Annotated in this window: 14 protein-coding genes and 2 pseudogenes; 4 read left to right on the top strand and 12 right to left on the bottom strand. The window is 33.3% G+C overall.

Annotated elements, in window-relative coordinates; translation table 11 throughout:
• Positions 1-26: 26 nt before the first annotated feature.
• Both ACPWTF_RS18380 and ACPWTF_RS18385 read left to right on the top strand, forming a co-directional pair.
• Positions 27-2,797: pseudogene (locus ACPWTF_RS18380) on the top strand (bifunctional aconitate hydratase 2/2-methylisocitrate dehydratase).
• A gap of 116 nt (positions 2,798-2,913) precedes the next feature.
• Positions 2,914-5,179, top strand: a pseudogene (locus tag ACPWTF_RS18385) (aconitate hydratase).
• A gap of 76 nt (positions 5,180-5,255) precedes the next feature.
• Here the strand turns inward: ACPWTF_RS18385 and ACPWTF_RS18390 are convergent.
• From ACPWTF_RS18390 to ACPWTF_RS18400, 3 genes are all read right to left on the bottom strand, one after another.
• On the bottom strand, positions 5,256-5,804 hold the full coding sequence (locus ACPWTF_RS18390) for a hypothetical protein (protein ID WP_427872429.1): 549 nt from the start codon (positions 5,802-5,804) through the stop codon (positions 5,256-5,258).
• Between the two features lie 137 nt (positions 5,805-5,941).
• The gene (locus ACPWTF_RS18395) at positions 5,942-6,658 is read right to left on the bottom strand and encodes a carboxypeptidase-like regulatory domain-containing protein (protein WP_427872430.1); all 717 of its coding nucleotides are present in this window, start codon (positions 6,656-6,658) and stop codon (positions 5,942-5,944) included.
• Positions 6,659-6,868: 210 nt separating this feature from the next.
• Entirely contained in the window at positions 6,869-8,248 is a 1,380-nt protein-coding gene (locus tag ACPWTF_RS18400) for a Kelch repeat-containing protein (protein ID WP_427872431.1), read from the bottom strand.
• Positions 8,249-8,488: 240 nt separating this feature from the next.
• Between ACPWTF_RS18400 and ACPWTF_RS18405 the strand changes: the two genes are divergently transcribed.
• Complete coding sequence (locus ACPWTF_RS18405; protein ID WP_427872432.1) at positions 8,489-9,643, top strand: LysM peptidoglycan-binding domain-containing protein; 1,155 nt, start codon at positions 8,489-8,491, stop codon at positions 9,641-9,643.
• Here the strand turns inward: ACPWTF_RS18405 and ACPWTF_RS18410 are convergent.
• The 5 genes from ACPWTF_RS18410 to ACPWTF_RS18430 form a co-directional block, all read right to left on the bottom strand.
• Complete coding sequence (locus tag ACPWTF_RS18410) at positions 9,640-10,029, bottom strand: response regulator (protein WP_379801245.1); 390 nt, start codon at positions 10,027-10,029, stop codon at positions 9,640-9,642. The two genes, ACPWTF_RS18405 and ACPWTF_RS18410, sit on opposite strands and share 4 nt — an antisense overlap.
• A complete protein-coding gene (locus ACPWTF_RS18415; RefSeq protein ID WP_427872433.1) occupies positions 10,019-11,443 on the bottom strand; it encodes a sensor histidine kinase in 1,425 nt (474 codons plus the stop codon). The genes ACPWTF_RS18410 and ACPWTF_RS18415 overlap by 11 nt, the downstream gene beginning before the upstream one ends.
• A gap of 415 nt (positions 11,444-11,858) precedes the next feature.
• Positions 11,859-12,617, bottom strand: a complete 759-nt coding sequence (locus ACPWTF_RS18420) for a methyltransferase domain-containing protein (protein WP_427872434.1) — start codon at positions 12,615-12,617, stop codon at positions 11,859-11,861.
• Positions 12,618-12,723: 106 nt separating this feature from the next.
• Positions 12,724-13,122: a DUF5958 family protein gene (locus ACPWTF_RS18425; RefSeq protein WP_427872435.1), complete on the bottom strand. Its 399-nt coding sequence runs from the start codon at positions 13,120-13,122 to the stop codon at positions 12,724-12,726.
• An 8-nt stretch (positions 13,123-13,130) separates the two neighbouring features.
• The gene (locus tag ACPWTF_RS18430; RefSeq protein ID WP_427872436.1) at positions 13,131-14,897 is read right to left on the bottom strand and encodes a T9SS type A sorting domain-containing protein; all 1,767 of its coding nucleotides are present in this window, start codon (positions 14,895-14,897) and stop codon (positions 13,131-13,133) included.
• Positions 14,898-15,132: 235 nt separating this feature from the next.
• Here ACPWTF_RS18430 and ACPWTF_RS18435 point away from each other — a divergent pair, with 235 nt between their 5' ends.
• Positions 15,133-16,542, top strand: coding sequence for an APC family permease (locus ACPWTF_RS18435; RefSeq protein ID WP_427872437.1), 1,410 nt, complete (start codon positions 15,133-15,135; stop codon positions 16,540-16,542).
• Between the two features lie 90 nt (positions 16,543-16,632).
• Here ACPWTF_RS18435 and ACPWTF_RS18440 read toward each other — a convergent pair whose 3' ends face one another.
• The 4 genes from ACPWTF_RS18440 to ACPWTF_RS18455 form a co-directional block, all read right to left on the bottom strand.
• The gene (locus tag ACPWTF_RS18440) at positions 16,633-17,034 is read right to left on the bottom strand and encodes an MFS transporter (RefSeq protein WP_427872438.1); all 402 of its coding nucleotides are present in this window, start codon (positions 17,032-17,034) and stop codon (positions 16,633-16,635) included.
• Positions 17,035-17,192: 158 nt separating this feature from the next.
• Positions 17,193-17,654, bottom strand: a complete 462-nt coding sequence (locus ACPWTF_RS18445; protein WP_427872439.1) for a DUF1810 domain-containing protein — start codon at positions 17,652-17,654, stop codon at positions 17,193-17,195.
• A gap of 161 nt (positions 17,655-17,815) precedes the next feature.
• The gene (locus ACPWTF_RS18450; RefSeq protein ID WP_250833855.1) at positions 17,816-18,442 is read right to left on the bottom strand and encodes an alpha-ketoglutarate-dependent dioxygenase AlkB family protein; all 627 of its coding nucleotides are present in this window, start codon (positions 18,440-18,442) and stop codon (positions 17,816-17,818) included.
• A 39-nt stretch (positions 18,443-18,481) separates the two neighbouring features.
• Entirely contained in the window at positions 18,482-19,864 is a 1,383-nt protein-coding gene (locus ACPWTF_RS18455) for an exonuclease domain-containing protein (RefSeq protein ID WP_427872440.1), read from the bottom strand.
• Between the last annotated feature and the right edge of the window lie 216 nt (positions 19,865-20,080).

Raw genomic sequence — 20,080 nt, forward strand, 5'->3', positions numbered from 1 at the left:
CTCAAAAAAATAAATCCGCTTTTATTATGAATATTTATCAGGATTACATTCAAGAAATTGAAGAAAGAAAAAATCTAGGGTTACACCCTAAACCAATCGATGGAGCTGAATTATTAAGCGAAATCATTGCTCAAATTAAAGATGCAGATAACGCACATCGCGAAGACTCTCTTAAGTTTTTTATTTACAATACATTACCTGGTACTACAAGTGCTGCAGGTGAAAAAGCAAAGTTTTTAAAAGAAATTATTCTTGGCCAATCAGTAGTAAAAGAAATCACTCCAGCTTTTGCTTTTGAGTTGCTTTCACACATGAAAGGTGAACCATCTATCGAAGTATTACTTGATTTAGCTTTAGGTAGTGACGCTGCAATTGCAAAAGAAGCGGCGAAAGTATTGAAGACCCAAGTTTTCCTTTACGAAGCAGATACAGATCGTTTGGTAGAGGCATTCAAAAATGATAATGCAATTGCAAAAGAAATCCTTGAAAGTTATGCTCAAGCTGAGTTTTTTACAAAACTTCCAGAAGTAGCAGACGAAATTAAAGTGGTTACTTTTATTGCTGGTGAAGGTGACATTTCAACAGATTTACTTTCTCCAGGAAATCAAGCTCACTCTCGTTCAGATCGTGAACTTCATGGTCAGTGTATGATTACTCCTCAAGCGCAACAAGAAATTAAGGCGTTACAAGCACAACATCCTGATAAAAGCGTAATGTTAATTGCTGAAAAAGGAACAATGGGAGTTGGTTCTTCTAGAATGTCAGGTGTTAATAACGTGGCACTTTGGACAGGAAAACAAGCAAGTCCTTATATTCCATTCGTAAATATTGCTCCAATTGTTGGTGGAACAAACGGAATTTCTCCAATTTTCCTAACAACTGTAGACGTTACTGGTGGTATTGGTTTAGACCTTAAAAACTGGGTTAAAAAAGTTGATGCGGAAGGAAATGTTATTCGTAACGAAAACGACGAACCAATTCTTGAGCAAACTTATTCTGTCGCTACGGGGACTGTTTTAACGATCAATATTAAAGAGAAAAAACTTTATAATGGAGATCAGGAGTTGATCGACATTTCTAAAGCATTTACTCCTCAAAAAATGGAATTTATCAAAGCAGGTGGTTCTTATGCTATCGTATTTGGTAAAAAACTTCAAACATTAGCTGCTAAAGTTTTAGACGTTGAAGCTCCGTTAGTGTATGCTCCTTCAAAAGAGGTTTCTCACGAAGGACAAGGTCTTACGGCAGTAGAAAAAATCTTCAACAAAAATGCTGTTGGTATTGCTCCAGGTAAAGTATTGCACGCTGGTTCTGATGTTCGTGTAGAAGTTAACATTGTTGGGTCTCAAGATACTACAGGTTTAATGACTGCTCAGGAATTAGAATCTATGGCGGCTACTGTGATTTCGCCAATCGTTGACGGTGCTTACCAATCAGGTTGTCATACTGCTTCAGTTTGGGATAAAAAAGCACAAGCTAATATTCCTAAATTGATGAAATTTATGAACGATTTTGGTTTGATCACAGCTCGTGACCCAAAAGGCGTTTATCATGCAATGACTGACGTTATCCACAAAGTACTTAACGATATTACTATTGACGAGTGGGCTATCATCATTGGTGGTGACTCTCATACAAGAATGTCAAAAGGTGTTGCTTTTGGTGCTGATTCAGGAACTGTTGCTCTTGCATTGGCTACTGGAGAAGCTTCAATGCCAATTCCAGAATCTGTAAAAGTTACTTTCAAAGGAGATATGAAAGGGTATATGGATTTCCGTGATGTTGTTCATGCTACTCAAGCTCAAATGCTTCACCAATTTGGAGGAGAAAATGTTTTCCAAGGAAGAATCATTGAGGTTCACATTGGAACATTAACTGCTGACCAAGCCTTTACCTTTACAGACTGGACTGCAGAGATGAAAGCGAAGGCTTCTATCTGTATTTCTGAAGATGATACTTTAATCGAATCATTGGAAATTGCTAAAGGCAGAATCCAAATTATGATCGACAAAGGAATGGATAACGAGAAACACGTTCTTCAAGGATTGATTAATAAAGCTGATAAGAGAATTGCTGAAATTAAATCGGCAGAGAAACCAGCTTTAACTCCAGATGCAAATGCTAAATATTATGCTGAAGTTGTAGTTGATCTTGATCAAATTGCTGAGCCAATGATCGCCGATCCAGACGTAAATAATGCTGATGTTTCTAAACGTTATACTCACGATACAATCAGACCATTATCTTTCTATGGTGGAGAGAAAAAAGTAGATCTTGGATTTATTGGTTCTTGTATGGTTCACAAAGGGGATATGAAAATCCTTGCTCAAATGTTGAAAAACGTAGAGGCACAAACAGGAAAAGTAGAATTTAATGCTCCTCTTGTAGTTGCTCCTCCAACTTATAACATTGTTGATGAGTTGAAAGCAGAAGGTGACTGGGAAGTTCTACAAAGATATTCTGGTTTCGAGTTTGACGATAATGCGCCAAAAGGTGCAGCACGTACAGAATACGAAAACATGCTGTATTTAGAGCGTCCAGGATGTAACCTTTGTATGGGTAATCAAGAAAAGCAGCAAAAGGAGATACTGTAATGGCAACTTCAACTCGTCTTTTTCAAGGTAGAGTTGTAGAAGACAAAGAAGGTAAAAAAGGAGAATCATTGCTTTCTTCTACACCAGTTGTAGTTTTGTCTACAATTTTAGGAAGAACTCCAACATTAGCAGAATATACAACTGCGGTTGAAGGTATTAACTTGACTAAATTTGCACCTTCTAATAAATCGTTAGTAATGTAATCTTACGATTATTAATATATCAAAAGCCCGAGCGATAAACTCGGGCTTTTTCTTTTAACTCTCCTATTTTTTGTAACTTGTCATGTTCAAAAAAGAATAATAAAAACAAAAAATCTATGGCTTTTGATATCGAAATGATTAAAAAAGTGTACGAGAACATGCCAGGTCGCGTTGATAAAGCGCGCGAGATTGTTGGTCGTCCGCTTACTTTAACAGAGAAAATTTTATACAATCACCTTTGGGATGGAAATCCTACTAAGGCGTTTGGAAGAGGAATTGATTACGTTGATTTTGCACCCGATCGCGTAGCTTGTCAAGATGCAACTGCACAAATGGCATTATTACAGTTTATGCACGCTGGTAAATCTAAAGTGGCAGTTCCAACAACGGTTCACTGTGATCACTTAATTCAGGCAAAAGTGGATGCTGTAACCGATTTGGCAAGAGCAAAAACACAGAGTAATGAGGTTTTTGACTTCTTGTCTTCTGTTTCTAATAAATACGGAATTGGTTTCTGGAAGCCAGGAGCTGGAATTATTCACCAAGTTGTACTTGAAAATTATGCATTTCCGGGCGGAATGATGATTGGTACCGATTCTCATACTGTAAATGCAGGTGGTTTAGGAATGGTGGCAATTGGTGTTGGTGGAGCAGATGCTGTAGATGTTATGTCTGGAATGGCTTGGGAACTTAAGTTTCCTAAATTGATCGGAGTTAAATTAACCGGTAAATTATCGGGATGGACGGCTCCAAAAGATGTTATTCTTAAAGTTGCAGGGATTCTTACTGTAAAAGGTGGTACTGGAGCTATTGTAGAATATTTTGGTGAAGGTGCAACAGCTATGTCTTGTACAGGTAAAGGAACAATTTGTAATATGGGAGCTGAGATTGGAGCTACAACCTCAACTTTTGGTTACGATGATTCAATGAGCCGTTACTTACGTTCGACAAATAGGGCAGAAGTGGCTGATGCTGCAGATAAAATTGCTTCTTACTTAACAGGAGATCCAGAGGTATATGCAGATCCAGAAAAATATTTTGACCAAGTTATCGAAATAAACTTATCTACATTAGAACCGCATTTAAATGGTCACTTTTACTCCGGATTTAGCGACTCCAATTTCTAAAATGAAAGAAGAAGCAGTTAAAAATAATTGGCCATTACAAATTCAAGTTGGTCTAATAGGTTCTTGTACAAACTCTTCTTATGAAGATATTTCTCGTGCAGCTTCATTGGCAAGACAAGTTGCCGATAAAAATTTAAAAACAAAATCACAGTTTACAATCACTCCAGGTTCTGAAGTAGTTCGTTCTACAATCGAAAGAGATGGATTTATTGATACTTTCCATAAAATTGGCGCAACAGTTTTTGCAAATGCCTGCGGACCATGTATTGGTATGTGGGATAGAGAAGGAGCAGAAAAAGAAGAAAGAAACACCATTGTACACTCTTTCAATCGTAACTTCTCAAAACGTGCAGATGGTAACCCAAATACTTTGGCCTTTGTAGGATCGCCAGAATTGGTGACAGCTTTAGCTATTGCAGGTGATTTAAGTTTTAATCCGTTGACAGATAAATTAATCAACGAAGATGGAGAAGAAGTAATGCTTGACGAGCCAACAGGAGACGAACTTCCTGCTAAAGGCTTCTATGCTGAAGATCCAGGTTTTCAAGCTCCAGCGGAAGATGGTTCAAGTGTTCAAGTAGTGGTTAATCCAGCTTCAGAGCGTTTGCAATTATTAGCTCAATTTGATGCTTGGGATGGTAAAAATATTACTGGTGCTAAATTGTTAATTAAAGCATTCGGAAAATGTACTACAGACCACATTTCTATGGCTGGACCTTGGTTGCGTTTCCGTGGACACTTAGATAATATTTCAAACAATATGTTGATTGGAGCAGTAAATGCTTACAATCAAAAAACAAATTCGGTTAAAAACCAATTGACTGGCGAATATGATGCTGTGCCTGCTGTAGCTCGTTCATATAAAGCGGCTGGAGTTCCATCTATCGTAGTGGGAGATCATAACTACGGAGAAGGTTCTTCTCGTGAGCATGCGGCTATGGAACCACGTTTCTTAGGAGTTAAAGCGGTATTGGTGAAATCTTTCGCTCGTATTCATGAAACAAATCTTAAAAAACAAGGTCTTTTAGGATTGACATTTGCAAACGAAGCGGATTACGATAAAATCCAAGAAGATGATACCATTAACTTCTTAGATTTAACAGAATTTGCTCCAGGCAAACCATTAACATTAGAATTTGTTCATGCAGATGGTACAAAAGATATTATCTTGGCAAACCATACCTACAACGCAGGTCAAATTGGCTGGTTTGTTGCGGGTTCTGCATTAAATTTAATTGCAGCTGGAAAAGCTTAATATTTTAAATTTAATATAATGTAAAAGCCCTGTGAAAACAGGGCTTTTATTTTTTACAAACAATATGTTGATGCGATTAGTTTTTGTTTGCTAAACTATCTTGTGATAGAACTCTAATTCGGTAAGGTCTTGTGGTCTCAAATTCATCTATAGAAATGCTGTATGTTTTTGATGAAGGAGATGCGTAGTAATTGCTGAAATCGTATCCTCCAATGATATATAATTTGTCATTAATAAAGTGCATTGCAGCACATTTTAGTTCAAGATTAATATAAAATTCTTTAATTAGTTTTGATTTTGTATTATAAACAAACAGTTTTCCGTCTTCAAATAGGTAAATAGTGTCGTCATTGTATGTAACTGCAGGATTTTCGAGTCGGCAAAGTAAAGTTGCTTCCTTTTTCCAGCTTTCATTTGTTAAATCGAAACTCTGAATCTCAGAAAAACTTCTATTGTCGGAATTGCCAATTGTAAAAATTTTGTCCTCAATCAAAACTCCGCTTACTTCTTGGGCTACTGGCATTTTTGCTAACTCATACCAAAGGCCAGAAGTTAAATTGTACAGATGTACTTTATCTGTAAAAATTTTTGCACCTCTTACAGTTGATTTTATTGATCCACCCATAACAATAATGTTGTCCTTGTAGCTGAAGGAAGCAAAGTTTACGGCTTTATGTGGATTTGTTTTGTCAATTGCAATTTGATTTGTGTTAAGGTCAAAAACTTCAATTTCATTATCTAGAAATTCATGTTTTTTATTGCCTAGAGGCCCTCTTTTCCTCCCAAAACATACAGTGTGTTAATGTAAAAATTTATACTATGGTAAGCTCGTTTTTTTAATTTCTGATTTGATTTCTCCCATACATCTGTTTTTGGATCATAAATAAGGAGATCTCCCTTGTAAAAAACTTTACCTTGATCGCCTCCAATCTCTTGAAGATATTTGTTTAAAAAAATAGGATCATTAAATCTAGTAGGATCACCGCCACCAATATCTTTTGATTTTATATTAGTTAAAACATTCCATTGTTCACTATTATCACCTCCAACAACATAAATTTTGCCATTTGCTACCACAGAGCCAAAAGAATAAATGCCGTACTCTAAAGGTGATAATTTGGTGAAGTCAAGTTTCGATTTTAATTTAGACCACCTATTATCAGTTACAGTTACATTTTTTAAAGTTTCAACATCTTCTTCAAGAGAGATAATATAATTTGACTTTTTTAAATCTGTAATCGCAATTTTTGTTGTGATGAATCCGATATGAGAAACCTGAAGAGTGTCATTTGGATTTATTTTATTATTCAATGAAAATTCTCCTTTTCCATTGGTTAAAGTTCCAATATGAGTACGCAATAAATAGATATTGGTATCTTCTATCGGTAAGTTTGTCGATTGAGATTTAACAATTCCGCTTACTGTTTGCGCATTTGTAATAAAAGGTAGTAAAACGATAATATACAGTAGTTTTTTCACGGTAAATAAGTTTGTCTTGGATTAAATTCTTTTAAAAAGTCTCTTAAAACTGAGGATTGTAGTGACTTATTTGAAGTAAATTTAGTATTAAATTTTTTGAGTTCCAATGAAATAAAATAGACTTTCAGTTAAAAATCAAAGTTTATTTCTATTTTTAAAATTAATACATGAAAAAATGCCCTGTTTTTTGCAGAGCATTTTTATCATGAGTTAGTTTCTTTGAGCTACATTATTTTGAGACAAAATTCTAATACGGTTTGGCGCAGTAGTATCAAATTCATCAATAGAAATGCTATACACTTTTGATGATGGAATCTTCATGAACGAACCAAATGAATAGCCTCCAAGAATATACAATTTGTTGTCTATAAGATGCATGGTGGCATCTCTTAATTGAAGATCAACAAAGTATTCTTTAATTTGTTTTGATTTTGTATTGTAGATTGAAAGCTTCCCATCTTCAAAAAGGTAAATATCATCAACATTGTAAGCAATTGCTGGATTTTCTAAATGAGAAATTAGAGTTGCTTCATTTTTCCAAGTTTCATTTGTTAAATCAAAACTCTGAATCTCAGATAAGCTTTTGTTGTCATTATTTCCGACAGTAAAAATTTTATCGCCAATCAAAACTCCTTTTACTTCTTTGGCAACCGGCATTTTTTCTAGCTCATACCATAATCCAGAAGTGATGTTGTACATATGCACTTTGTCTGTAAAAGTTTTTTCTCCTTTTTCAGTCTTTTTTGTAGAGCCGCCCATGACAATAATATTGTCTTTATAGACAAAAGAAGCAAAGTCTGCAGCCATATGAGGATTGGTTTTGTCAATGTTAATCGAGTTTTTATTAAGGTCAAAAACTTCAATTTCGTTTTCCAGATATTCAAATCTTTGGTTTGTAGACATTCTTTTACCTCCTAAAACATAAAGCGTATTGTTGTAGCAATTTACGTTATGATAAGCTCTTCTCTTGAATTTTGTATTTGATTTCTCCCATACATCTGTTTTAGGATTGTAAATAAGCAAGTCTTCCCTGTAAAATTTTTTGGCTACTTGCATTTGAAGTAATTGTAGATATTTTTTTTGGAAGTTAGGATTGTTGTCAGAGCTTATGCTTCTTTCTTTTAAAATCTTTAATACATTCTCTTCTTCGCTGATATCACCACCTATAATATAAATTTTGTCATTTACAACTGCCGAACCAAAAGAATACAGAACATTATCTAAAGATTTAAGCTTAGTAAAGTCAAGTTTAGATTTTAATTTCGCCTGACGATTGGTGATCTCTACATTATTAAGAGTTTCAATGTCTTCTTTAAGCACTATGATAAAATTTGACTTTTTAAAATCGGCAATTGCAATTTTTGCTGTTAGGTAGCCAACATGTGATATCTGAAGCGTGTCACTTGCTTTTGCTTTGCTTAATGAAAACCCTCCAATGTCATTGGTTATGGTTCCTATTTGAGCTCGTAATGCATATATGTTTGCATCTTCAATTGGTAAATTGGTAGTTTCAGATTTAACAATTCCGCTTATTGTTTGCGCATTTGTAATAAAAGGCAGTAAAATGACAATGTAGAGTAGTTTTTTCACAATATTAGGCTTTAGTTTGGTTAGAAATTTTTAAAAAGGCTGTTTTTTATAAAAAACTGCTTTTCAAAAATTTGGCTCAATTTTTATGCCGAGGCTGTTAATTTGAGGTAAAATAATTGTTAAAAATACCGATTTTTTTACTTTAAAAAGTTAAATTCGCTTTTTAGGCAATATATTTGCTTTTTTTGAGTTGAAATAAATGTATAATTTAAAAAAGTGTAAAAACTTTAATAAGAGAGTATGATTTATCGGTTAATAATAGTGTTGTTTTTTTTCAGTGTTGGAGCTTTTGCGCAGGATAATTTCATTAAGCATAAGATCTCAAAAGGGGAAAATCTTTCTGTTATTGCTAAAAAATACGGAGTAAAAGTAAAGGATATTGCAGATGCAAACCCGAATGCTCCCAAGGTATTAAAACTAAACTCGACACTTTTAATTCCGAATAAAAACAAAAGTACTGCAAAGACAAAGTCAAAAAATGAAGAAATTGCAGTAAACGATACTCCTCTTAATACTTCTGGAACTCATGAAGTAGCCTCAAAAGAAACGCTTTGGGGAATTTCTAAAAAATATAATGTTTCTGTTGATGATCTAAAGAAAGCAAATCCATCTCTGGAAACCGAAGGCTTAAAAATAGGACAGCAAATTATTATTCCTTCTAATAATATAGTTTCAATTAATGAAAAGCCAGTAGAAGCAGTTGCTGAAGCGGTTTCGACAGATGTAGAACTTTATAGAGAAGTAAAAGCTAAAGAAACAAAATACGGCATTTCTAAAGAATATGGTATTACAGTTGCAGAATTAGAACGTCAGAATCCGTCAATTAAAGGAAAAGTTCCTGTTGGGTATTTGTTGAAGATTCGAGTTCCAAAAGAAAAAGCAGATGCGATTCAGTCTGCAAAAGCATTACAAGATAATAATTCACAAATAGATACTCCTTCTAATCAAGTAGCTCAAGCTGCTCCAGAAATAAAAAGAGATTCAACTGTTGTAAGGACAGGAGATTATTCTGGATTAATTGATCAGATAATAGCAAGTGCAACTGAAAATATAGGTATTAGATATAGATCAGGCGGAACAACAAAAGCAGGTTTCGACTGTTCGGGATTAATGTTCTGTACTTTTGGTAATTTTGATATTAAATTGCCGAGAAGCTCAATAGAGCAATCTCGAATAGGAACAAAAGTAGCGTCGGAGGAAGCTCAAAAAGGCGATTTGATTTTCTTTAGAACCAACGGCAGACGTCATATAAATCATGTAGGTATGGTTGTTGAAAATGTTGATGGTGAGATTAAATTTGTACATTCATCAACTCATGGCGGGGTTATGATTTCTTCTACAAAAGAACCATATTACACAAGAGCTTTCTCTCAAGTAAATCGCGTTTTAAATTAAGCTTCTAGAAAAGCATTTTTCAATATTTCTAATCTAAAAGGTTTAGTCCAAAAGTCAGACACATATTTGTTCTCTTTGACTTTTTTAATTTCATCGATATCTAAAGTCGAAGAAAGCACGAAAATTTCGGTTCTTTCTTTTAAATCTTCTGGTAATCTGTCAAATTCTTCCAAAAATTCAAAACCATTCATAATAGGCATTTGAATGTCTAAAAGAATAATCAAAGGGTTTTGTGGCTGATGCTTTAGTATCCAATTAATTCCTTCTCGTCCGTTATTAGCTATGTAGATAGGATTAATGTCGAGCCCTTTTTTAAGTAATTTTTTAGTGACAAATTGATCAATCAAATTGTCTTCTATAATTATAAATTGAGATTTATACGGCATATGAACTTGGTATTGTTACTATAAATTTACTTCCAACACTGCTTTCTGAAAAAACAGAAATATCTCCTTTAATATTTTCAACAGCTTCTTTTACAATATATAGGCCTAATCCTGAACCTTTATTTTTGTTTGTTCCAAAATACATATCAAAAATATTGGCTTTATGATCGTCATGAATTCCAATTCCGTTATCTGTTACTTCAATTTTATTTAGGCCTTCGCTAAAGTATGTCTTTATTGTAATAAACATTTCTTGTTTGCTGCAATCTGCATACTTTATAGCATTCGAGAGTAGGTTATTGATGATTATTTTTAACCGAAGACCATCACTTTCAATCTGATCTACTAAAAGTTCTTGCGTAAATTTAATTCTGTTTGCATTTTCAATATGCATTAATTGAAGGATGGCTTCATTGCACAACTCTTTCAGGCTTACGGGTTCCAAGATTATTTCTTTTCTTTTGTTTTTAGAATAATCAATAATGTCGCTAATAAATTGATCCTGCCTTTCAAGACTTTGATGCATCATTTCTAGATAGTTTCGAACCTGTTGTGCATCGTCCTCCAATGCTGTTATTTCGATAAGGCCTTTTAAAGAAGTAATTGGAGATCTCAAGTCGTGAGAGGCACTGTAAACAAATCGATCCAATTCGCGATTTACAATAATCAGATTTTCATTTTTCACTTCCGTTTCTTTCTTCGAAATCAGTAGTCTTTTGACCATTATCGAATAATAAAGACAAACGCTGCAGATTATAACCAGAATAAAAAAGATGTTTGTAATAATTAGTAAATCCTTTATTTTTCGGGTTCCTTCACCAAGCGTATTAGAAAAATTACGTTGGTTAATAGTTAATTGGTCACTTATTGAGCTAATTTGCTTTAAGTGTTTTTTCTGATCTGTTGAGGTTAAAATATTATGTTCGATTTTTGCATTAATCTGCTGGCCGATAACAAATAAATCAAAGATTAATTTGTCTCCTTCTCCCCATTCTTTTATGGCTTTAGATAAAAAGCTGACATTTTTAAAATTTTCGAATAGCCAGATAAGATCATCTAGATCATCTTCGTGATTTCGGCCAATTAAAAATCCATTGCGAGCAACTTTATTGTCTCCAGCTTTCAAAAGCGTGATTCTTGCAATACCATCTCCTTGGGGCACCTTTAATTCTTCAAGAAACAATTTCCATTGTGTATGGTTTTTGGTGAATAAATAGGTAATTAAATGTCTTGATGCATCTTTTTGTCCTTTCGAATAATGTGATTCCCCGTTTACATAAGCTCTATTGGCAGATAAGATTTTAATTGTAAAAAAATTGATGCAGATTAGCAATGCACACGAAATAAAAACGATTAAAATAAGGATGAAAACATTTGGGAAACGAAAGTTTTTTAAAGCTTGCAGTTTAGACATAATCTTAAAATTAGTAGGTTAATGAAAAAGTGCCTTTTGCGTTTTTTGTCAGTATGAATAAATAATTATTTGGGAAAATTAATTTATATTAAACATTAAACACTTGTTAAGGTATTTCGCTCTTTTTAAATGCTTTTATAATGATAATCTCAAATATAGTAAAATTTATCTTATGGTTTTAAGAAAAAAAATAGATACGAAACAAAAATATTTCCATTCTAAATAATTTTGTTTAAGTGTTTGATGGTTAATCCGTTGTGCTTTTTTTGGGGTTTTTTTATTGGAATATTGTTGAAAGAAAGCAACTTTTGATTTCAATTTTGAAGTGAAAAAGGAATTTATGAGGCATTAAAATAAACAAAAACAAGAATTGTTTTTGTTTAAAGATTAAAGGCTGATTCAATGAATCGTCTCTTTAAAATTTAGCGTAAATAATCAATCGTCTAAATGCGTAGATTGAAGGAACTGAAGGGAAATAAGCATCTATTCTTTTCTTAAATTCTGTTGTTAAAGCAGTAAATTCCTGCTCATTCAATCTTTCTTGATAAACAGTTAAGGCAGAACCCGAAATGAACTCAAAAAAGTCATCTTTTTTAGTAGAAATAATAGGATAAACTTTCTCATACAGAACCAAATCTGTACCGCCATTTTCGAAAAGGATTTTGGCATATTCATCTAAAGTCAATACTGGTGAAGGACGTGTCCAATTTTTAAGATACGATGCAAAGGGCTCTTCCTGCACCAATTGGAAAAGTATTTTATTGAGGATATTTTCATTTTGCTGAGGCATCTGAACCGCTAGCTGTCCGCCTGAATTAATGCGCGATATAATTTTGGAGAAAAGCTCGTAATGATTATCAATCCATTGTAATGCGGCATTTGAAAAAATCAAATCCCATTTGGTTTCGTCAGCAATCTGTTCTAAAATGGTTTTATCTTTAAACTCAAGATTTTCTTGTATTGGAGCTTTCGTCAACATTTCAGCAGAATTATCGATACCCAAAACAAATGGATTGGTAAGTTTTTGATATAATTTTTGGGTAAGTTCACCCGTTCCACACCCCAGGTCTATAACTTTCAGATTGGGTTTGTCAACAATATGACTTGTAAGATCATGAAAAGGTTTAGAACGTTCTTCTTTAAATTCGTTGTATTTTTTTGGATCCCAAGTCATGATGCTGTTTTTATTTAAAATTAATGAAAAATTCTAATGCTTCAAAACCAAGGGAAAAAGATCGTTCTGTTGTTTTTCAATTTAAAATTGAAAAACTTATTTAAAGTTATTCTAATTCATGCCAAAGATGACCGCAACCGTTTTTGCATTCTGTATTTCTTCTTTCTTTATCTGTAATTTTAAATATCCAAAGTAAAGAGGTTATTACTTTTTTATTTTCATTTTCTGGCAATGAAGCCAATTTATTGAAAGCCATTTTGGTGGAGAAACTTTTTAAGATTATAATTGGCGTGAAAGTTGGTTTTAGTGGAGTACTATTTATTGCTCTTTGATACGCTTCTAAATTATAATCTGTTTTGTTTGGAATAGAATTAATAATATAGTTATGTAGAGTATTAAAAAGCTCTTTAAAATTGTACTCTTCTTCTAGCAAAATATGCAATCCAAGATGAAAATTTACTTTATCTTGGGCGATCTTATTGATTATTTCTTCTGTCTTGTTCAATATGTTTTTTACTCTTTAATGAATTTATCGCCAATTACAATACCGGTTTCTGTTACGACTTGAAAATAATAAACTCCTTTTGGAAAACTGCTAATATTGATTTCGTTATTAACCAAATTACTATTTATTAATTTTCCATCTGTAGCATAAACTTTTATTGATTTCAAGTTCTCATTAAAAGTTATTTTTTCTTTTGAAGGATTTGGATAAAAAACAAATTTCAATTTTTGATTGTTAAAATCTTCTATTCCCAATGTATTATTAATAAGACTATAAGCACCAGTTTTTATATTAAAATTGATTTTGTAGGTTCCTGGTGTGTCTATTTTAATAGTTTCAGCTCCCATAGTAGATATTCCAGAAAGAAATGGCGCTGATTCTGATTTACCCCAATATAAATTATCTGACTTGTCTAAGCGAAATTTAATATCGCCTTGAGATAATACCACATTATCTATAGTGTACAAAATACCATCATTTGTAGGTAGAACTATATCTGTTGCATTATCTGGAAGACTACTTCCGTTAATTGAAATTTCAGGTTCTTTTAAAAACATTTTCCTAATAAGAGGAAAATTTTTTTCGAATACATTAGGGCTTTTAAGTCCTAATGAAAATAAATAAGAATCTTTTACTAAAGCAAGAGACCAATTTTCAGAGTAGATACTTGGTAAATCATTTTTCCAAAAATCAAGTTTACCTTCTTTAGATACTCTTGTAGTATATAAAAAATTATCGTCATTATTCTCGAAATTGTAACTACCACAAAAAATTATTTTGTCGTCGGATTGTAGAGCTATGTCTGCAAAAAAGATTGAGCCATATAGCCTATGTCTGAAATAACCAGAATCGCCATAGCTCGTATCTAGACTTCCATCTTTGTTTAATCGTCCTAAAATAGTTGCAGGATTGTTTGTCGTAAATTGTCGATTTAGGAAAATAATTTTCCCATCAGATTGAATTTTAGTAAAAAAAATATCTTTAACATAATTCGGATCGGCTCTATAAAATCCATTAACGCCAAAACCTGTATCGATATGGCCAGTATTGTCAAAACACACAATAATACCTCTTTGACCTTCATATCCAGATAAAATCATTTTTCCATCATCTTGAAAGTTTATTTGGTCATATTGGTTTCGATATAATGTAATTTCTGAATTTGAAAAAGGAAGATCTCCATTATTAAATGACGAATCTAAGGATCCATCGGATAAATTATAACGATTAAGAGTTTGATGTTGAGTAATAGGGTTTAATAGGAGAGAGTAAATATAATTTCCATGTATTTGGCCATGAACATTAATTGAACCATTTGTTCCATAACTTGTGTCTAGGGTTCCATTTGACAAATATCTACTGATAAAATAAACAGATGAACCATCTAAATTAGAGCGTCCTCCTCGTATATAAATACGAGAATCATTATCAGAAGATTCAAAATATGTTCTGTATAGTACATAGCTTTTATAAACTAAATCAGATATTTCGAGAAAGCCGTTTGTTCCGAAATCTTTTTTAGGATTGCCATAAAAATCATACTTTCTTACAAATCCAACAAAATGCCCTTCGGTCTTTTCATAACAACCGGCAATAAGTATATCCCCTGTTTTGGGTTGAACCTTAATTGAATAAGGCAAAAGATACGTTTTTTCATCAAGAGTTAAGGTTCCAGAATCTCCAAAGCTAGTATCAAGTTCGCCAGCGACAGGTATTTGTGAATGGGAAATAGTAGTAAGTAAAAAGAATAAAAATGTAAAAATTTGTAATTTCATGGGGAATGCTAATTTTAACACATTGTCTAAATGTATAATTCAAAGGTTAGTTAGTTTCGTGATAAATATAAGTCAATATAATGTTCAAAGACAAATAAATTTTAAACAAGAAAAGTCTCTAATTTTTTTACTAAATAGACTAAAAGTTTCCTAATGCAATAAATATCATGAAATCGTTTTCTTTAATTGAAATTTCCAAAAAAAGTATATCTTTAGCCAACCTAAACCAATAAAAATGCAAGAAAACGACCAAGAACATTTTAAAAGAGAACTCGGCCTCTTAGACGGAACCATGCTTGTGGTTGGCTCTATGATCGGATCTGGGATATTTATTGTAAGCGCCGATATAGCCAGACAAGTGGGCTCGGCGGGATGGCTTACCTTGATCTGGCTTTTGTCTGGATTTATTACTGTTGTCGCAGCAGTTAGTTACGGCGAATTGAGTGCGATGTTCCCAAAAGCAGGAGGACAATATGTGTACCTGAAAGAAGCTTATAATAAGCTGATTGCCTTTTTATACGGCTGGAGTTTTTTTGCGGTTATTCAGACTGGAACTATCGCGGCAGTAGGAGTGGCTTTTTCAAAATTTGCAGCTTATTTGTATGAGCCGTTAAGTGATGAAAATATTCTTTACGAATTGGGCGCTTTTAAACTGAATGCAGCGCAGCTAGTTTCGATTTTAACCATTATCATTCTGACTTTTATTAATAGTCGTGGAGTAAAAAACGGAAAAATTCTACAAACCGTTTTAACCATAATTAAAATTTTATCGCTTCTTGGTTTAGTCATTTTTGGATTAACGCTTGCCGCGAAAGCTTCTGTTTGGGATGCAAACTGGGCAGACGGATGGAGTACAAGAACATTTGACAAAGAAAGCGGTTCATGGCTTCCAATTAGTGGAACGGCTCTAATTTCTGGAATTTCGGCAGCAATGGTTGGATCATTGTTTTCTAGCGATGCGTGGAACGGTGTGACTTTTATCGCGGGTGAAATTAAAAATCCGAAACGAAATGTTGGTCTTAGCCTGTTTCTAGGAACGTTTATTGTTACTTGTCTTTATGTTGTGACAAATCTGATGTATTTGGCTGTAATTCCGTTTGACGAAATTGCAACAGCAAAGTTTGATCGTGTTGCAGTTGTGGCTTCAGATTATATTTTTGGAAATATCGGAGCTTTGATTATCGCAATTATGATTATGATTTCGACTTTTGCCTGCAACAACGGATTAATTATGGCTGGAGCAAGAGTATATTATACAATGGCAAAAGATGGTTTGTTTTTCAAAAAAGCAGCTGTTTTAAATAGTTCGAGTGTTCCTGCTTGGGCACTTTGGGCGCAATGTGTTTGGGCTTCGGCTTTATGTCTAACAGGGAAATATGGCGATTTATTAGATTTCGTAATTATCATTGTACTGATTTTTTACATTTTGACTATTTACGGAATTTTTATTCTAAGAAAAAAAATGCCAGATGTAGAAAGACCTTATAAAGCTTTTGGATATCCGTTTTTGCCAATGGTATATATTATTGTAGCATCAGCAATTTGCGTTTCGTTATTAATTACAAAATTTTCAACCTGTGGCTGGGGAGTATTAATTATGCTAACTGGAATTCCAGTTTACTATTTAACAAAACCAAGCGAATAATATTTTCTATTTGAAGTTGAAAAACTACTAAATAAAAAAGCATCTTGATCTATTTCAAGATGCTTTTTTATTTAAGGTATGTGCGGTTTACTAATTGGATAAATCGTTATTAATTTTTTCTTCTGTTGGTCTTAGAAAAATAAGATAGATAATGAGAAGAATTCCGAATAGTATAAAATCAGGTTTAAGAAATAAAATAATAAAAGCTGCGCCTTCCAAAACTGCCCATCGCATAATTGAAGCTGTTTGATAGATAGGCAATTTATCTTCAAGTTTTAGCTTTGGGTCAATCTGTTTTAATTGCGCTTTAAATAATATACTACTCAAAACAAAGGCTAGAACAGGAATTGCAAGATATATTATGGAAGCAGAATCAACAGTAGGAACTTGTAGTGTTTCTAGCGAAATATCGCCCACAATAAAATAAGCGATAATGGTTCCTGCGCAAATGCCAAGATGGATAATTTGTAAAGCTTTGATTTTTTCGGTCATAATTTGGTTTAGATTTGAGGTTAATTATGCAATTTAAGATTAATTCTTTTTAAATGAATGATTTATGTTTGAGTTTTACTAAACTCCTAAGTTTGCAAACAAAAAAAAGACACTATAATTAGTGTCTTTTAAATGTAAATAATCGTCGAAAACTCTAGTTATATGGTAACTGGTTCATCAACAGATTTTATAGTTGAATTAATAATAGACAAAGTAAGCGGATCGGTTTCTCCAGAGAAGAAAGCGTCCAAAATTTCTTGAAATATCGGATTTGCATTTTCAACCAAAGAAAACAAAGTCATACAGGAACGCAATTTTCGAGCATCTAAATCTCCTAAAATTCCGTCAGCCGATTTCATTTTAAAAGTCAAAAACAACTCTGAAATTTCTATTAAATGTTTTCCCAAAATTGGATGCTCCAAATAATCTGTAGCTTCTTTTAAATCATTAATGGCATAAAGATTTGCAGTATCGCTTTTTCCTAAGCCTTTTATTTGCGGGAAAATGAACCACATCCAGTGTGTTTCTTTTTTCCCTTTACTGATTTCAGAAAGAGCGGTAAGATAAAGTTTGTTCTGTGCGTCTAAGAAACGCGCTAAATCATTGTTCGAATAAGCCATTACGGTATTGTATTTTAAAAAAGGTTGCAAAAATAGTAAAAAAGATAGGTTTTGCCTAGTAAAAGGTTCATATAGTGCATGTTTTAACTTTTTAAAGAAGGAATATCTTACGTTGTTTTAAGTAAAAATTACTTCTTTTTAAAGATTCAATGCTATAAAAATCAAAGATTTCGATTGGTTCTTCTAAAGGTAAGATTGATCCTTGGCAAAACATCGCGAGCCGTTTTTGGAACTTGATGTTGCCAAAAACTATTAGTAGTTCCAGCCATCAATAAAAAAGATCCATGATGAAGCGGAATCTCAATTGGCGGAATTTCTTTTCTGAATTTATGGCGAAGTTTAAACATTCTCGTTTCTCCAAAAGTGACGGAAGCAATAATGGGATTTGGTCCTGTATTATGTTCTTTGTCGCTATGCCAACCTACGCCATCATTTCCGTCTCGGTATAAATTCAATAATACGGTATTAAAATCAAGTTGTGTTTCTTTTTCTACACGGCCTCTAATTTTTAACAATTCATAAGTCCAATCTGGTCCGTTTGGATCTGCGCCAGGATTATCTTTATCTTCATACCAAGAAATCATTCGCGGAACGGTATAAGTTTTATCGTAAATTTCCATTTCATACTCTCTCCATTTGGTTTTGCGAAGTATTCTCTCGTAAAAAGCATCCGATTCTTCTTTGGTGAAAAAGTTATCGATTAAAATTAATTCAGAATCTGGAATGTCAAATATTTTTTTTCCTCCCAAACCTGTGGTAAATAATTCGGTGTCGCTAAATAGTGTCATAATTCAGATTTTAGTTTTACAGCTCTATTTTTTATTGGTTTAGGAAATGAAAAGTTGTTTGTTAAAGAATATTTTTCTCGGATGTTTTTCTGCGTAAGCAAAAATTAACTGTTCAATATATTGATTGCTTTTATAAGGCGTAACATAATTTTTTACTTCATCAGAATCGTTGATGGCAACATCTCTCGGAATGTAGCCCATTCCATGAAAATGACCATTTTCAATCCAAATACAGCTTCTTTCGTCTCTAGAACGTCCTTTGTCTATAATGGCAAAACTTGGTCTGTTATTCAATAAAAATTCAATAGCATTGTCGACTTGTTCGTTATGAAATGAAACGTCAGGCAAATCTCTTGTATCATTATTTTGGAAAAATTCGCCTTCTTCGGGTCTTGTATATTTACAAAAACGATGATCGATTTCAAAATGCTCGGCTAGAGTTCGCAATAAATTAATGCCATCGTATTGGCTATTAAATTCATGAATACAAGTCTGAAATTTGCTCAATTTACCAACTGCCAAATATTTATAGCCGTTTCGAGCTTCGTATTGATAAATGCCAAATTTGGCTTCAAAACGTTTTAAAGCTCTGTTGTAAGTGGGCCAAAGTTTTTTGATTTCGGTACATTCTAAAAGAAGCGCCATGAGTTCGGTCGCGCAGACTTCAAAAGAAATTCCGTGAATATCTCTTAAAAAATGCTGTCTTTGCGGTTTGATATTGTTTCCTGTAAAATGAGAAGTGACACGCTTTTTTAAGTTGATTGCTTTTCCAACATAAATCACTTTTTTTGCCTGATTATAAAAATAATAGACTCCTGGTTTGTCAGGTAAATTATTAAAATCTTCTTGTGGTAAATTGGGTGGCAAACGCTGATCTTGCGCTGTTTTCTTGATCATTTTATCAATTTCTCCTGCATCGTCCCATTCCAATAAAAGCGAAAATAAAAGAGCAGTCGCATCGGCATCTCCGCCGGCACGGTGTCTGTTTTCTAAAGATATATTTAAAGAATTGCACAGATTTCCTAAACTATACGAACCCAGTCCAGGTTTGATTTTTCGAGCTGCACGCACTGTACAAAGCTTTTTTGCCGACCATTTAAAACCCGCTTGCTCCAGTTGATGATGAACGAATGAATAATCAAAGTTCACGTTGTGGGCAACAAAGACACGATCGGTAAGCATTTCCAAAACTTTCTCTGAAATATCATCAAAAATGGGCGCATTGGCTACCATTTCATTGTTAATTCCTGTCAATCCAAAAATAGAAGGAGGTATGTCCTGTTCAGGATTTACAAGTGTTTCATAACGATCCAATACATTTGTACCGTCATGAATAATAATGGCAATTTCTGTAATACGGCTTCCACTGGCATTTCCGCCTGTGGTTTCAATATCGACTATGGCATATTCTTGCTTCTTCATTTGTGTATAACGTAAGTTGTTCTTTAGTTATTTTTTTTGTGTTCAGTGTTCAGAATTTAGTGTTCAGTTTTCAGTCACAATGTTCAGTATTCTGAATACCGTGACTTCATGTCCTTACGGATAAGGCTTATCCTTTCTTCATTATGTGTATAACTTAAGTTTTTCTTTAGTTATTTCTATTTTTTAATCTCGCAAAGTCGCAAAGCATTTTCTTTT

It is taken from the genome of Flavobacterium sp. MMS24-S5 (assembly GCF_050320125.1).
GTDB classification, from domain to species: Bacteria; Bacteroidota; Bacteroidia; order Flavobacteriales; family Flavobacteriaceae; genus Flavobacterium; species Flavobacterium tyrosinilyticum.

Bases quoted from the DNA above. Each gene is read 5' to 3' on its own strand.
- ACPWTF_RS18455 (WP_427872440.1), bottom strand. From the start codon at position 19,864: ATGAAGAAGCAAGAATATGCCATAGTCGATATTGAAACCACAGGCGGA.
- ACPWTF_RS18450 (WP_250833855.1), bottom strand. From the start codon at position 18,442: ATGACACTATTTAGCGACACCGAATTATTTACCACAGGTTTGGGAGGA.
- ACPWTF_RS18440 (WP_427872438.1), bottom strand. From the start codon at position 17,034: ATGACCGAAAAAATCAAAGCTTTACAAATTATCCATCTTGGCATTTGC.
- ACPWTF_RS18410 (WP_379801245.1), bottom strand. From the start codon at position 10,029: ATGCCGTATAAATCTCAATTTATAATTATAGAAGACAATTTGATTGAT.
- ACPWTF_RS18420 (WP_427872434.1), bottom strand. From the start codon at position 12,617: ATGACTTGGGATCCAAAAAAATACAACGAATTTAAAGAAGAACGTTCT.
- ACPWTF_RS18430 (WP_427872436.1), bottom strand. From the start codon at position 14,897: ATGAAATTACAAATTTTTACATTTTTATTCTTTTTACTTACTACTATT.
- ACPWTF_RS18390 (WP_427872429.1), bottom strand. From the start codon at position 5,804: ATGGGTGGATCAATAAAATCAACTGTAAGAGGTGCAAAAATTTTTACA.
- ACPWTF_RS18405 (WP_427872432.1), top strand. From the start codon at position 8,489: ATGATTTATCGGTTAATAATAGTGTTGTTTTTTTTCAGTGTTGGAGCT.
- ACPWTF_RS18415 (WP_427872433.1), bottom strand. From the start codon at position 11,443: ATGTCTAAACTGCAAGCTTTAAAAAACTTTCGTTTCCCAAATGTTTTC.
- ACPWTF_RS18445 (WP_427872439.1), bottom strand. From the start codon at position 17,654: ATGGCTTATTCGAACAATGATTTAGCGCGTTTCTTAGACGCACAGAAC.
- ACPWTF_RS18435 (WP_427872437.1), top strand. From the start codon at position 15,133: ATGCAAGAAAACGACCAAGAACATTTTAAAAGAGAACTCGGCCTCTTA.